The sequence below is a fragment of the Xanthomonas sp. 3498 genome, from assembly GCF_014199795.1.
Taxonomy (GTDB): Bacteria; Pseudomonadota; Gammaproteobacteria; order Xanthomonadales; family Xanthomonadaceae; genus Xanthomonas_A; species Xanthomonas_A rydalmerensis.
The window spans coordinates 332,834-346,228 of sequence record NZ_JACHOH010000002.1 but is presented as its reverse complement, the minus strand read 5'-3'; the positions used below and the strand labels follow the sequence as shown (position 1 = coordinate 346,228).

The following is a 13,395-nucleotide window of genomic DNA, read 5'->3' as shown; positions in this document are numbered from 1 at the left end:
CGCGATCCGCCGCGTCGCCCGACTGGCCTTCGGTTCGGCAGCCGTCACCAGGGCGGCTCTGAATAAGGCAAGAAGCATCCTGTGGGAGCCGCTCAGCCGCGACGAGTTTCCTCGGCAACGCCCGTCGCGGCTGACGCCGCAGCCCTGCATGCGGCTTGATGGTGGCGAACGCGGGTAACCAAGGCTGCCCCGCCAGGCGACGGGCGCGGCGGTACGGGCGGTCGGCCCGCACCGCGGCTTGCGGCGCCCTGCTCAGCGCGCCCGCACCGCAGATGCCGCCACGGCCGTGGTTGCGACATCCTTGCTGCCCGCGTCCGTGCCCGCATCCTGGCCCCAGCCGCCGAGCGCCTTGTACACCCGCACCACGCCGATGTTCACCGCCGCTTCGGCGTCGGCCAGGGTGGCCTCGGCGGTCAATTGCGTGCGCTGCGCATCGAGCAGGGTCAGGAAATCCTCCGAGCCTTCGCGGTAACGGATCTGCGCCAGCGCCGCTGCACGCTGCGCCGCCTGCGTCTGTTCGGCCACGATCGCCAGCCGCGCCTGCTCATGCGCATAGGCGGTCAAGGCGTTCTCGGTGTCTTCCAGCGCACCGAGCACGGCCTTCTCGTAGTCGGCGGCGGCGCCGTCGGCCTGCGCCTCGCTCGCGCGCAGGCGTGCCCGCACGCTGCCTAAGTCGAACGCCGCCCACTGGATCGACGGGGTCAACGACCAGGCCTTGCTGCGGCCGTGCAACAAGGCGCCGGCGTCGCCGGACAGGAAGCCGACGAAGCCGGACAGGCTGATCCGCGGGAACAGGTCGGCGGTGGCCACGCCGACCCGCGCGGTCGCCGCCGCCAGGTTGCGTTCGGCGATACGCACATCGGGACGTCGGCGCAGCAACTGCGTGGTGTCGCCCAACGGCAAGGCCCGCGCATAGGCCGGGGTCGACTGCGGCGCCAGCAGTGCGTCGAGCGTGCCCGGCGGCTTGCCCAGCAGCACCGCCAGCCGGTGCCGGGCCTGCGCGGCGTCGACTTCCAGCAGCGGGATATCGGCCTCGATCGCCTTCAGCCGCGCGCGGCTGCTCTGCACGTCCAGTTCGCTGCCCGCGCCCAGCCGCCAACGGGTCTCGGTCAGGCGCTGGGTGTCACGCAGGTTGTCCAGCGTGGTGCGCGCCAGTGCGATGCGCTTCTGCGCACCACGCAGGGCGAAGTAGTTGCGTGCCACCTCCGCGGCCACGGTGACCTGGGCATCGGCCAGGCCGGCCTGTTCGGCCTCCAGATTCGCGCGTGCGGCCTCGCTGGCACGGCGCTGGCGCCCGAACAGGTCCAGCTCCCAGCCGGCATCGAAGCCGAGCCGGTAGCTCTCGGTCAGCACGCGCGCGCCGCCGGCGTCCGCGTCCGGCGCCTTGCCGCGGGTGTAGTCGCCGCCGGCGGTGACGTGCGGCGCCTGGTCCAGGCGCTGCTCGGCGAAGACCGCGCGCGCCTCGTGCACGCGCGCCAGGGCGATGCGCAGGTCCAGGTTGGCGACCAGGCCGTCGTGCACCAGTTGTTCCAGCACCGGATCGTCGAACTGCGCCCACCAGGACGCAACCGGCGAGTCGGTCGCGAACACCGGCGACGCCGCGCCCTGCAGCGTCACCGGCGGCTGCGCCGGTGCGCGGTAATTGGGGCCGACGCTGGCGCAGGCGCTGAGCAGCGCCAGCGCCAGTGCGCCCAATACGGGACGGATCACCATGGCAGCACCTGGCCGACATGGGTGTAGCTGCCGGTCGGGCCGTCGGCGTCGAGCAGCGCCATCATCACGCTGCTGCGCGCGCCGTCGGCCACTTCCAGCTCGCCCTCGCCCGAGTTCATGTCGGTCTTCACGTAGCCGGGATGGATGGTGTTGACCTTGATCGGGGTCTCGCGCAGTTCGTAGGCCAACTGGATGGTCCAGGCATTCACGGCGCTCTTGGAGACGTTGTAGGCCGGCACCTTGAAGTCGTAGATCGGCGAGCCCGACTGGCTGTGCAGCGCGAGCGAGCCGAGCACGCTGGAAACGTTGACGATGCGCGCGGCCGGCGCTTCGCGCAGCAGCGGCAGGAACGCCTGGGTGACTGCGATCAGGCCGAACAGGTTGGTGTCGAAGGTCTCGCGCCAGGTCTCCAGGCTCTGCTGCGACACGCTCAGGCGCAGGTCGTCGCGCAGGATGCCGGCGTTGTTGACCAGGATGTCCAGCCGCCCATGGCGGGCGCGCACCGTCTCCACCGCGGCGGCGATGCTGGCGGCGTCGGTGACGTCCAGGGTCAGCGGCTCGACCGGCAGACCCTCGCCCTGCAGTTCCAGCGCCGCGGCGCTGGCGCGGGTGGCGTCGCGCCCGGCCAGCAAGGTGTGCACGCCGGCCTCGGCCAGTTGCCGCACGGTGTGCAGGCCGATGCCGCGGGTGGCGCCGGTGACCAGGGCGATCTTGTGTGCTGCGTTCATTGCGAAACTCCTGAGTAGGGTGAGGAAAGGTAGGAATCAGCCGTGCGCCGGCGCGTCGGCGTGGGCCGGCGCATGCGAGACCAGCGGCCGCCCGGCCAGCTTGCGCAGGGCGACATAGAACACGGGGGTGAGGAACAGACCGAACAGGGTCACGCCCAGCATGCCGGCGAACACGGTGATGCCGGTGGCAGAGCGCACTTCCGCGCCCGCACCATGGGAGAACACCAGCGGCACCGTGCCGGCGATGAAGGCGATGGAGGTCATCACGATCGGACGCAGGCGCAGGCGGCAGGCCTGCAGCGCCGACTCGACGATGCCCTTGCCCTGCAGTTCCAGTTCGCGGGCGAACTCGACGATCAGGATCGCGTTCTTGCACGCCAGGCCCATCAGCACCACCAGACCGACCTGCACGAACACGTTGTTGTCGCCGCCGCTCAGCCACACCCCGAACAGCGCCGACAGCAGCGTCATCGGTACGATCAGGATCACCGCCAGCGGCAGCGTCCAGCTCTCGTACAGCGCGGCCAGCACCAGGAACGCCAGCAGCACCGCCAGTGGGAACACCACCAGCGCCGCATTGCCCTGGGTGGCCTGCTGGTAGCTCAGGTCGGTCCACTCGATCTCCATGCCGTTGGGCAGCACCTGCTTGGCGATCTGGGTGATCTTGGCCATCGCCTCGGCCGAGGACAGCGACCGCGCATCCGCTTCGCCGGCCAGGTCGGCGGCCGGATAGCCGTTGTAGCGCAGCACCGGGTCCGGGCCGTAGGTCTGCTTGATCGTCACCATCGAGCCGATCGGCACCATCTCGCCCTGGGCGTTGCGGGTGCGCAGCCGGGCGATGTCCTCCACGCTCTCGCGGAACGGCGCATCGGCCTGGGCGATCACCTGCCAGGTACGGCCGAACTGGTTGAAGTCGTTGACGTAGGTCGAGCCCAGGTAGGTCTGCAAGGTGTCGAACAGATCGGTCAGGGCCACGCCCTGGGCCTTGGCCTTGACCCGGTCGACCTCGGCATCGAGCTGCGGCACGTTGGCCTGGTAGGTGCCGATCGGGAAGCTCATGCCCGGGGTCTGCGCCACCGCGCCCTGCATGGCGCTGACCGCGTTCTGCAGCGCGCCGTAGCCGAGGTTGGCGCGGTCCTCGATGAACAGCTGGTAGCCGTTGCCGTTGCCCAGGCCGAGGATCGGCGGCGGCATGAAGGCGAACGACATGCCCTCGCCCAGCTGCGAGATGCGCTGGTTGATCTCGGCATTGATCTCCAGCGCGCTGCGGTGGCGCTCGGCGAACGGCTTCAGCGGCAGGAACACCACGCCGGTGTTGGGCGTGTTGGTGAACTGCAGCGCGTTCAGGCCGGGGAACGAGATCGCATGGGCCACGCCGTCGGTCTGCATGGCGATGGTGGCGACCTTGCGCAGCATCGCGTCGGTGCGCTCGATCGAGGCGCCTTCCGGCAGTTTCACGCCGGCGATCAGGTACATCTTGTCCTGGGTCGGGATGAAGCCGCCCGGCACCGCCTTGAACATCAGCCCGGTGACCAGCAGCAGCGCCACGTACACCGCGAACACCGCGCCGCGGCGGCCGAGGATGCGCGACACCGCGCCCTGGTAGCGGTCGGAGCTGCGGTTGAAGAAACGGTTGAAGGGGCGGAACAGCCAGCCGCCGAACAGCCGCTCCATGCCGCGCGACAGGCGGTCCTTGGGTGCGTCATGGGCTTGCAGCAGGCGCGCGGCCAGCGCTGGCGACAGGGTCAGCGAGTTGATCGCCGAGATCACCGTCGAAATGGCGATGGTCACCGCGAACTGCTTGTAGAACTGCCCGGTCACCCCGGACAGGAACGCCATCGGCACGAACACCGCGCACAGCACCAGCGCGATCGCGATGATCGGCCCGGACACCTCGCGCATGGCCTGGTGCGCGGCCGCCAGCGGAGTCAGCCCCTCCTCGATGTTGCGCTCCACGTTCTCCACCACCACGATCGCATCGTCGACCACGATGCCGATCGCCAGCACCAGCCCGAACAGGGTCAGCGTGTTGATCGAGAAGCCCAGCAGGTACAGCGCGGCGAAGGTGCCGACCACCGACACCGGCACCGCGATCAGCGGAATGATCGAGGCGCGCCAGGTCTGCAGGAACAGGATCACCACCAGCACCACCAGCAGCACCGCCTCCAGCAAAGTGTGCACCACCGCGCTGATCGAGTCGCGCACGAAGATGGTGGTGTCGTACACCGCTTCGTACTTCACGTCGTCGGGGAACTGCTTGGTCAGCTCGTCCATCTTGGCGATGACCTGGTCGCGGATCTGCAGCGCATTGGCGCCCGGCGCCTGGAAGATGCCGATGCCGACCGCGTTCTTGCCGTCCAGCTGCGCGCGCAAGGTGTAGTCGCCGGCGCCCAGCTGCAGGCGCGCGACGTCGGACAGGCGCACGGTCTGGCCGTCCGCGCCGACCTTGAGCACGATGTCGCCGAACTCCTGTTCGGTGCGCAGGCGGCCCTGGGCATTGATCAGGGTCAGGAACTTGCTCTCCGGCATCGGCTCGGCGCCGAGCTGGCCGGCGGAAACCTGCACGTTCTGCTCGCGCATCGCCGCGACCACGTCGCTGGCGGTGAGCCCGCGCGCGGCCACCCGCTCCGGGTCCAGCCAGGCGCGCATCGCGTAATCGCCGCCGCCGAACACCTGCGCATCGCCCACGCCCTGGATCCGCGCCAGCGCATCCTTGACGTGCAGGCGTGCGTAGTTGCGCAGGTACAGCGTGTCGTACTTGCCCTTGGGCGAGGTCAGGTGCACCACCATCAGGAAGGTGGGCGACTGCTTCTGCGTGGTCACCCCCTGCCGGCGCACGTCCTCGGGCAGGCGCGCCTGCGCCTGCGCCACGCGGTTCTGCACCTTGACCGCGGCATCGTCCGGATCGGTGCCCGGGCGGAAGGTCACGGTCATCTGCAGCACGCCGTCGGAGCCGGCGACCGACTTGATGTACATCATGTTCTCCACGCCGTTGATCGCTTCCTCCAGCGGCGTGGCGACGGTCTCGGCGATGACCTTGGGGTTGGCGCCCGGATACACCGTGCGTACCACCACCGAGGGCGGCACCACGTCCGGGTATTCGCCGATGGGCAGCAGCGGGATGGCGATCAGGCCCGCGGCGAAGATGACGATCGACAGCACGGCGGCGAAGATCGGCCGGTCGATGAAGAATCTGGAAAAGTCCATGGGTGGTGGTCCTGGAAACGGGTGAAACGGGGGACTGGGCGCGGACGCAGGCATGCCGGTGGCGGTGCCGGGCCATCACTGGCCCGGCGGGCGGGGCCGATACGTAACGACCCGGCCGGTGCTGCGTCGGCGCCCGCGACTCAGTCGAGGGCGACGGCCTGGCGCGGTGCGGTCGGCGACGTGGTCTGCGCGATCGGCTTGGCCTGCACCGGCATGCCGGGCATGAACACCTTCTGCACGCCGTCGACGATGACCTTGTCGCCGGCGGCCAGCCCCTTGGTCACGATGCGCAGGCCCTCGGCGCTGCGGCCGAGCTGCACGTCGCGCCGCTGCGCCTTGCCGTCCTTGTCGACCACGTACACGTACTTGCGGTCCTGGTCGGTGAGCACCGCGCGGTCGTCGATCAGCACCGCATCGAAGCGGCCGCTGCCGAGCAGCCGCACCCGCGCGAACAGGCCGGGAGTGAAGCGCCGGTCGGCGTTGTCCAGCAACGCGCGCACGTGGATGGTGCCGGTGCTGCGTACCAGCTGGTTGTCGAGGAAATCGACCTTGCCGGCATGCGGATAGCCGTCCTCGCCGACCAGGCCGACCTGCACCGGCAGGCTGCCGTCGCGCTCGCTCGGGCGCTGGCCGTCGCGCGCCATCTGCGCATAGCGCAGGAAGGTGCCTTCGTCGGCGTCGAAGTACACGTGCACCTTGTCCAGCGACACCAGCGTGGTCAGCACGCTGGCGCTGTCGCCGGCGCTGACCAGGTTGCCGGCGGTGACCATGGCGCGGCCGGCGCGGCCGGCGATCGGCGCACGCACCTGGGTCCATTCCAGGTTCAAACGTGCCGTGTCCACCGCCGCCTGCGCGGCCAGCACGTCGGCCTGCGCCTGCTCGGCGGCGGCGCGCTTCTGTTCCCAGCTCTCGGTGGAGATGGCCTGCTGTTCGGACAGGGTCTTGGCACGCGCGGCCTCGCTGGCGCTGAGCTTGGCCTGGGTGCGCGCGCGCGCCAGGTCGGCCTCGGCGCGGGCCAGTTCGGCACGGTAGCTGCGCGCATCGATGGTGAACAGCACATCGCCCTTCTTCACCTCCTGCCCTTCGACATAGTTGACCTTGTCGATGTAGCCGGACACGCGCGGGCGCAGGTCGACGTGCTCGACCGCTTCGACGCGGCCGCTGAACTCGTCCCACTGACTGATCTGCTTCTGCAGTGCGGGCGCCACGCCCACGCTCGGCGGCGGCGGCGCGCCCTGTTCGTTGGCCTTGCCGCCACAGGCGGCGAGCGTGGCGACCAGCAGCGCCACCGCCAGCGGGCGCAGGGCGCCCGGCAGCAGGCGCGACGGCATCGGAATCGGATTCATGGAGAGACCTCGTGGGTGGAGAAGGAAAACGGCAAGGCGTTGAGCAGGGCGCTGCGTGGACGGGCGACGTGGCGGCGGTCGATCTCGACCAAAGCGCGGTCCGGTCGCTGCGGATCGGCGAGCAGGTGCACCACGGCGCGGCCAACGCCGAGGGTGGTGAACCAGTCCGGGCACTCGCCGATGGCGTCGTCGCTGCGGCACACCGGCTCGGACAACGACAGTAGGTGCACGTGCACGCCCAGCGGCTTGGCTTCTTCGTGCAGCACCTGGGCGAGCATGCGGATCGCCGCCGCCGCCACCGAACTGTCGCCATGCCCGGACCAGGCGCGCAGCGCGCAGGGGCTGCCCAGCAGTACATAGCGGGCGCCGCGCTCGTGCTGCGCCAGCAACGGCAGCAGATGCCGGGCCGCAGCCAGATGCGGCAGCAGGTCGGCATCCAGGCGCCGGCGCAGCGCGCCCAGCGGCCGCTCCAGCAGACGCCCCGGCCGCAACGGACTGCCCAGGGCGGCGACTACCGCCGCCAGCGGCCGCGGCCGCTGCGCGATCTCGGCCACCAAGGCCGCGGCGGCGGCGTCGGTGCCGACCGAGCCGCATAGCACGTCCAGGCCGGGTTCGTCGCGGTGGCGATCGCGCAGTTCGGCCAGGCGGGCGCGGTCGCGCGCCACTGCCAGCACCGGGCTGCCCGCCTCCAGCAGCGCCTGGACGACACCCTGGCCGACCGTGCCGCTGCCGCCGAGGACCAGGACCTCGGGGGCCAACATCCCGCTCACGGGACTTTTCCTCCCGCGGACGGGACAATCGCGATTCGACCCAGACGGTCGGTGCCGGACGCACCCAGGCGCAGACTGCTGCCGCCCTGCCGCCGCGGTGGCGGGGTGAACTCGCGAAACGCTTTCGGGTAAAGGGATTGCGCCGGCGCCACCGGTGCAGAACGGCGCCGCGGCTGGCGATCGGGGCAGGCGAAAAACTGGAACAGGGTGCGCATCGACATGGGCAAAGACCGTCGGTGATGGCGAATGCGGACAAATTAGGCGCCAAAGCCGCACTTGATTAGTCCGAATTAAGGGGAATAATCGTCCCGCTACCGGTCCAATCGTCTCCACCTCAAGGAACCGTCATGAGCCACGATCTGAACGACACCCTGATCTTCGTCAAGGTGGTCGAGCAAGGCAGCTTCATCGCCGCGGCCAATGCCCTCGGCCTGCCCAAGACCACTGTCAGCCGCAAGGTGCAGGACCTGGAGGCGCGGCTGGGCGCGCGCCTGCTGCACCGGACCACGCGCCGGCTCGGGCTGACCGAGGCCGGCGCGGTCTACCACGAGCATTGCCAGCGCATCGCCCGCGAACTGGAGGAAGCCGAGAGCGCGGTGGGCCAACTGCAGGCCGGCCCGCGCGGCTGGCTGCGTTTCAGCGTGCCCTACTCGGCCGGCATCTCCTGGGTGGCGCCGATCCTGGGCGAGTTCCACCGCCAGCACCCGGAAGTGCGGCTGGAAATGATCATGACCAGCGACAAGGTCGACCCGATCGCCGAAGGCGTGGACGTGGCCCTGCACATGGGCACGCTGCCGGATTCGACCATGGTCGCGCGCAAGCTCGCCACCTTCCGCACCCAGGTCTTCGCCAGCCCCTACTACATCGAACGCCATGGCGAACCGCTGCATCCGGACGACCTGCAGCACCACCGCACGCTGGCGCTGAGCACCGGCCGCGGCGGTGGCAACCGACTGTGCTGGCCGCTGCGCAACGGCAAGCAGAGCGGCGAGTTCCTGGTCCAGCCGATCCTGCTGGCCAACGATTCGGCGGCGCTGATCGGCGGGCTGGTCTGCGGCGAAGGCCTGGTGCTGGCCAGCGATGCGACGATCAAGCCGTTGATCGAGGCCGGCAAGGCGCGGCGCGTGCTCGGCGGCTGGGTCGGGCCGGACCTGGACTTCAACGCGGTGTTCCCGGGCGGGCGCATGCTCTCGCCGAAGGTGCGCGCCTTCGTCGACTTCCTGGTCGACAAGCTCAACTTCGACGTCAGCTACATGATGGCGCAGTGCCCGGCCAAGCTGGCCACGCAGCAGGCCGAGGACGGCGCCGAGTTCACCCTGTGCAGCGGCGTGGCGATGAACACGCAGTCGCTGCCCAGCCTGCCGCGCGTGGCCGCCGCACCGGTGCCGACGGACGCGGCGCTGGAGACGGAAGCCGAGGACGAAGAGGACGCGGCGCTGGTCTGAGCCGCGCCGCGCGCGACGCGTCGCAGCAGCAGCGCAGAAACGCGAACGGGCCGCAATGCGGCCCGTTCGTTGTTGCCGTCGCCGGATCGGTCAGCCGGCGGAGGAGCGCAGCGGCACCACGCGGATCTCCACGCGGCGGTTCTGCGCGCGGCCGGCCTCGGTGCTGTTGTCGGCGATCGGGTACTTCTTGCCCGCGCCCAGGGTCTGGATGCGCTCGGGCTGCACGCCCTGCGCGGTCAGATAGGCGGCGACCGAGGACGCGCGCTGTTCGGACAGGCGCTGGTTGACCGCATCGCTGCCGATGCTGTCGGTGTGCCCGACCACTTCGATCATGGTCTGGTTGTATTCGCCCAGGGTCTGGGCCACGCCGTTGAGCGCCGAATAGAACTGCGGCTTGAGCGTGGACTGGTTGAAGTCGAAGGTGATGCCGTCGGGCAGGTTGAGGGTGATGTTGTCGCCGTCGCGGCGCACGTCGATGCCGGTGTTGGCGGTGCGCTCGCGCAGCGCGCGCTCCTGCCGATCCTGGTAGTTGCCGATCGCCGCGCCGCTGAGCGCGCCGATGCCGGCGCCGATCATCGCGTGCTGGCGGCGCTCGGTGGCGCTGCTGCCGCTGAGCAGGCCGGCGGCGACGCCGACCGCGGTGCCGATCAGCGCGCCGCGGCCGGTGCGGTTCTGCTGCTCGGTGGGATTGCCGTACTGGTCGCGCTGCACGTAGGAGCCGCCGGTGGCGCAGGCGGACAGCACCAGCGCACTGGCCAGGGCCACGGACATGCCGCGAAGGGCGGTCGTTTTCATCGTGTTCTCTCCCGAACCTGGTTTGACGTGGCCGCAGCATAAACAGCGGTACGCGAGGCGCGGATGAACGCAGCCCGGCGCGCGATGCGCCCGGTTCAGGAAGACGGCAGCAAGTCTTCGGCGTCGGCCGCGCGCAGCGGTTGCTCCCAATCGCCCATCAGCGCCAGATACAGCAGCTTCTCGAATTCGGCACCGACCCGGCGCATCACCGCATCCGGATCGGGAATCAGCCGCGCATCGCCGATCAGGCCGAAGTGCACGCGGTGGTTGTAGCTCATGATCGACACGCCGACGCCGATCGAACCGGTCTGCGGCACCCAGAACATCATCTCGCGCACGCGGCTGCCGGCCAGGTACAGCGGCTGCTGCGGCCCCGGCACGTTGGTCGCCACGGTGGTGGCCTTGCGGCTGAACAGGTCCAGCGCCGCCGACTGCAGCGCCGCCGGCGCCATGCCCACCGCCGCCAGCAGGCCGAACACCACCATCGCCTGGCGCGACTGCTTGAGCTGCTGCATCGACGCGGCCACGCACTGCAGGCGCCGCACCGGATTGGCCTCGCCCACCGGCAGGTCCAGGAACACCAGGCCGAAGTGGTTGCCGAGCTTGCGCGCGTGCTCCAGCGGCCGCAGGTTGACCGGCACGGTGGCGCGCAGGGTCACCCCGTCCAGGCGTTCGCCGCGTTCGAGCATGTAGTCGCGCAGGGCGCCGGCCATGGTCGCCATCAGCACGTCGTTGACCGTGCAGTCGCAGGCGCGACCGACCGCCTTGACCTCGTCCAGGTCCAGCGGCTCGGCCCAGGCCACGCGCTTGCTGACGCCCAGGCGCCCGCGCAGCAGCGTCGGCGGATCGTCGGCCAGCAGCAAGGCATTGACCAGCTCGCGGCCGATCAGTCCGCCCTCGCGCGCCAGCATCTGCGGCAGGTTCGGGTCCTGCGCCATGGCCCGGCCCTTGTCGAGCATGCGCCCGCCGAGCTTGAGATAGCGGTCGACCGCGCCGACGCGACGCACCACTTCCTTGCCGTCGTCCTTGAGCCAGGCGCGCTCGAGCTGCGCCGACGGCTCCGGGGTGCGCTGGGTATCGGTCAGCGACAGCAGCACCTGCACCAGGGCGATGCCATCGGCATAGCTGTGGTGGATGCGCGCCACCAGCGCCGAGCCGCCTTCGTAGCGTTCGATCAGGTGGAACTGCCACAGCGGCTTGGTCTTGTCCAAGGGCGTGGACGCCATCTGCCCGGCGAAGCGCTCCAGTGCCTTCTTCTGGCCGCGCCCGGGCAAGGCCGACAGGCGCACGTGCCAGTCCAGATCGAAATCGTCGTCGCGCTGCCAGTAGGCGCCGGTGGCGGTTTCCACCGGCCTCTGCAGGAACCGCGGGAAAGCCAGGAAGCGCTTGCGCACCAGTTGCTTGAGCGCAGGCAAGGTCAGCGGCTCGTCGAACATCAGCACGCCGGTGATCATCATCGGATTGGTCGGCCGGTCCATCCGCAACCAGGCGGTGTCCACGCGCGACATCGGTTCGCGCTGCGGCTTGCGGCGAGCTGAGCTGGTGGCCATGCGGGCTCCTGTCCGAGCCCGGAGTGAATCATGCGCCGGCGAAGGGCGTCAATCGCGCGCCTCGCGCTGCACGTGCGCGCCGCCAGCGCAACGCAGCACTCAGCCGGCGGCGGTCTCGCGGTAGGCGGCCAATGCCGCATCGCGGCCGGCCGCCAGGTCCACGATCGGCTGCCGCGGATACTGCGGTGCAGCGTGCGCCAGCCGCTGCGGCGCCTGCCAGGGGGCGAAGCGGTCGGCCACCGGTAGGGCCGCCAGTTCCGGCACCCAGCGCGCGATGTACTCGCCCTTCGGATCGAACTTCTGCGCCTGCGTCACCGGATTGAACACCCGGAAATACGGCGCGGCATCGGCGCCGGTGCCGGCCACCCACTGCCAGCCCAGGGTGTTGTTGGCCAGGTCGGCATCGACCAGGGTGTCCCAGAACCAGCGCGCGCCCTCGGACCAATGCACGCGCAGGTGCTTGCACAGGTAGCTGGCGACGATCATGCGCACGCGGTTGTGCATCCAGCCGGTGTGCCACAACTCGCGCAGGCCGGCATCGACGATCGGCACGCCGGTGCGTCCGCGCTGCCAGGCCTGCAATGTCTCCGCATCGGGTTTGGCCCAGCGAAAACGGTCGAAGCGCGGATTGAGATTGCGCTCGGGTGTCTCCGGAAAATGGTGCAGCAGGTGGTGGGCGAAGTCGCGCCAGCCGAGCTGGCGGATGTAGCCGTCGATCGCCGCGGCGGTGGCGGCGCGGCGCTGCTGTTCCAGCGTCTCAACGATGCGCCACGGCGCGATCTCGCCGAAATGCAGATGCGGCGACAGCCGCGAGGTGCCGATCTGGTCGGGGCGGTCGCGGCCGGCGAGGTAGTCGCGCAGCGCGCCATCGACGAACACGTCCAGCGCCTCGTGCGCGCCCGCCTCGCCCGGCTGCCAGACTTCCCAGAAGCCGCGATCCCAGTCCAGTGCCGGCGCCAGGCCGAGCCGCTCAAGCGGCAGACTCTCCAGCTCCGCGGGCAGCGGCGGCAACGTCTTCGGTGCCGGCTGCAGGGCCGGCACCTGCCAATGGCTCAAGGCGCTGCGCCAGAACGGGGTGAACACCTTGTACGGGCCGCCCTGCTGCGTCGCCAGTTGCCAGGGTTCGAACAGCAGCGCGCTGTTGTGGCTGTGCACCTCCAGGCCCTGCTCGCGCAGTTCGCGCTTGAGCCGCGCATCGCGCGGCTGCGTGGCCGGCTCGTAGCGGCGGTTCCAGTACACCGCTACGGCGCCGCAATCGGCGATCACATGGCGCAACGCGATTTCGGCCGGGCCCTGGCGCAGGATCAGGCGCGAACCGCGTTCGCGCAGTTGCGCGTCCAGTGCCGCCAGCGAGCGCTGCAGCCAGCGACGCGAGGCCGCGCCTGCGGCCCAGGCACCCTCGTCCTCCGGGCTGTGCAGATACACCGGCACCGGCGTGTGCCCGGCATCCAGCGCAGCCTGCAAGGCGGGTTGATCGTGCAGGCGCAGGTCGCGCCGGAACCAGACGATGGCGTAGCTCATGCGAGGGGACGCAGCGAAGGACGCGCCATGATACGGATCGCGTGCAGCGGCCAGGTGAGCATGCCGCGATGCGAACCGCACGCGCTTGGACGCTGCCGGTGGCGGTGCCGGTGCTGGCCCGGCCAGTGCGCACTGACAGGATTTCGTAGACATCCCCACACGCCGCGCTCGCGCGCCTCGCCTGCCCTGCTATAACGCCGAGGCGGGCGCCGTCATGTCGAAGCGGCGCCGCGACCGCTACTGTCGGATGACGTTCGGGGAAGGACGTCATCCGTGCTTTCGCTGCACCGCGCACGACATGGCCACGGCCGTTTCGCGCG

The 13,395-nt window shown here is 70.2% G+C and carries 10 protein-coding genes; 1 reads left to right on the top strand and 9 read right to left on the bottom strand.

Annotated elements, in window-relative coordinates:
* Positions 1-252: 252 nt before the first annotated feature.
* The 6 genes from GGR66_RS06605 to GGR66_RS06580 form a co-directional block, all read right to left on the bottom strand.
* A complete protein-coding gene (locus GGR66_RS06605; RefSeq protein WP_184447710.1) occupies positions 253-1,713 on the bottom strand; it encodes an efflux transporter outer membrane subunit in 1,461 nt (486 codons plus the stop codon).
* Positions 1,707-2,441: an SDR family oxidoreductase gene (locus tag GGR66_RS06600; RefSeq protein WP_184447709.1), complete on the bottom strand. Its 735-nt coding sequence runs from the start codon at positions 2,439-2,441 to the stop codon at positions 1,707-1,709. The genes GGR66_RS06605 and GGR66_RS06600 overlap by 7 nt, the downstream gene beginning before the upstream one ends.
* 36 nt (positions 2,442-2,477) lie before the next feature.
* Positions 2,478-5,648 carry a multidrug efflux RND transporter permease subunit gene (locus tag GGR66_RS06595; protein ID WP_160969411.1) on the bottom strand — a complete coding sequence of 1,057 codons (3,171 nt, stop codon included), beginning with the start codon at positions 5,646-5,648 and terminating at the stop codon, positions 2,478-2,480.
* Between the two features lie 140 nt (positions 5,649-5,788).
* Complete coding sequence (locus GGR66_RS06590; protein WP_184447708.1) at positions 5,789-6,994, bottom strand: efflux RND transporter periplasmic adaptor subunit; 1,206 nt, start codon at positions 6,992-6,994, stop codon at positions 5,789-5,791.
* Complete coding sequence (locus GGR66_RS06585; protein WP_184447707.1) at positions 6,991-7,764, bottom strand: SDR family oxidoreductase; 774 nt, start codon at positions 7,762-7,764, stop codon at positions 6,991-6,993. The genes GGR66_RS06590 and GGR66_RS06585 overlap by 4 nt, the downstream gene beginning before the upstream one ends.
* Complete coding sequence (locus tag GGR66_RS06580; protein WP_160969415.1) at positions 7,761-7,985, bottom strand: hypothetical protein; 225 nt, start codon at positions 7,983-7,985, stop codon at positions 7,761-7,763. The genes GGR66_RS06585 and GGR66_RS06580 overlap by 4 nt, the downstream gene beginning before the upstream one ends.
* 126 nt (positions 7,986-8,111) lie before the next feature.
* On the opposite strand from GGR66_RS06580, the gene GGR66_RS06575 reads away from it, so the two are divergent.
* Positions 8,112-9,209 carry a LysR family transcriptional regulator gene (locus tag GGR66_RS06575; protein ID WP_160969417.1) on the top strand — a complete coding sequence of 366 codons (1,098 nt, stop codon included), beginning with the start codon at positions 8,112-8,114 and terminating at the stop codon, positions 9,207-9,209.
* A 90-nt stretch (positions 9,210-9,299) separates the two neighbouring features.
* On the opposite strand, the gene GGR66_RS06570 is transcribed toward GGR66_RS06575, so the two are convergent.
* The 3 genes from GGR66_RS06570 to GGR66_RS06560 all read right to left on the bottom strand — a co-directional run bounded on the left by GGR66_RS06570 (position 9,300) and on the right by GGR66_RS06560 (position 13,075).
* Positions 9,300-10,004 (bottom strand): OmpA family protein, encoded by a 705-nt coding sequence (locus tag GGR66_RS06570; protein ID WP_160969419.1) that lies wholly within the window; start codon positions 10,002-10,004, stop codon positions 9,300-9,302.
* A gap of 95 nt (positions 10,005-10,099) precedes the next feature.
* A complete protein-coding gene (locus GGR66_RS06565) occupies positions 10,100-11,554 on the bottom strand; it encodes a wax ester/triacylglycerol synthase family O-acyltransferase (RefSeq protein ID WP_184447706.1) in 1,455 nt (484 codons plus the stop codon).
* 99 nt (positions 11,555-11,653) lie between these two features.
* Entirely contained in the window at positions 11,654-13,075 is a 1,422-nt protein-coding gene (locus GGR66_RS06560; RefSeq protein WP_184447705.1) for a deoxyribodipyrimidine photo-lyase, read from the bottom strand.
* Positions 13,076-13,395: the final 320 nt, after the last annotated feature.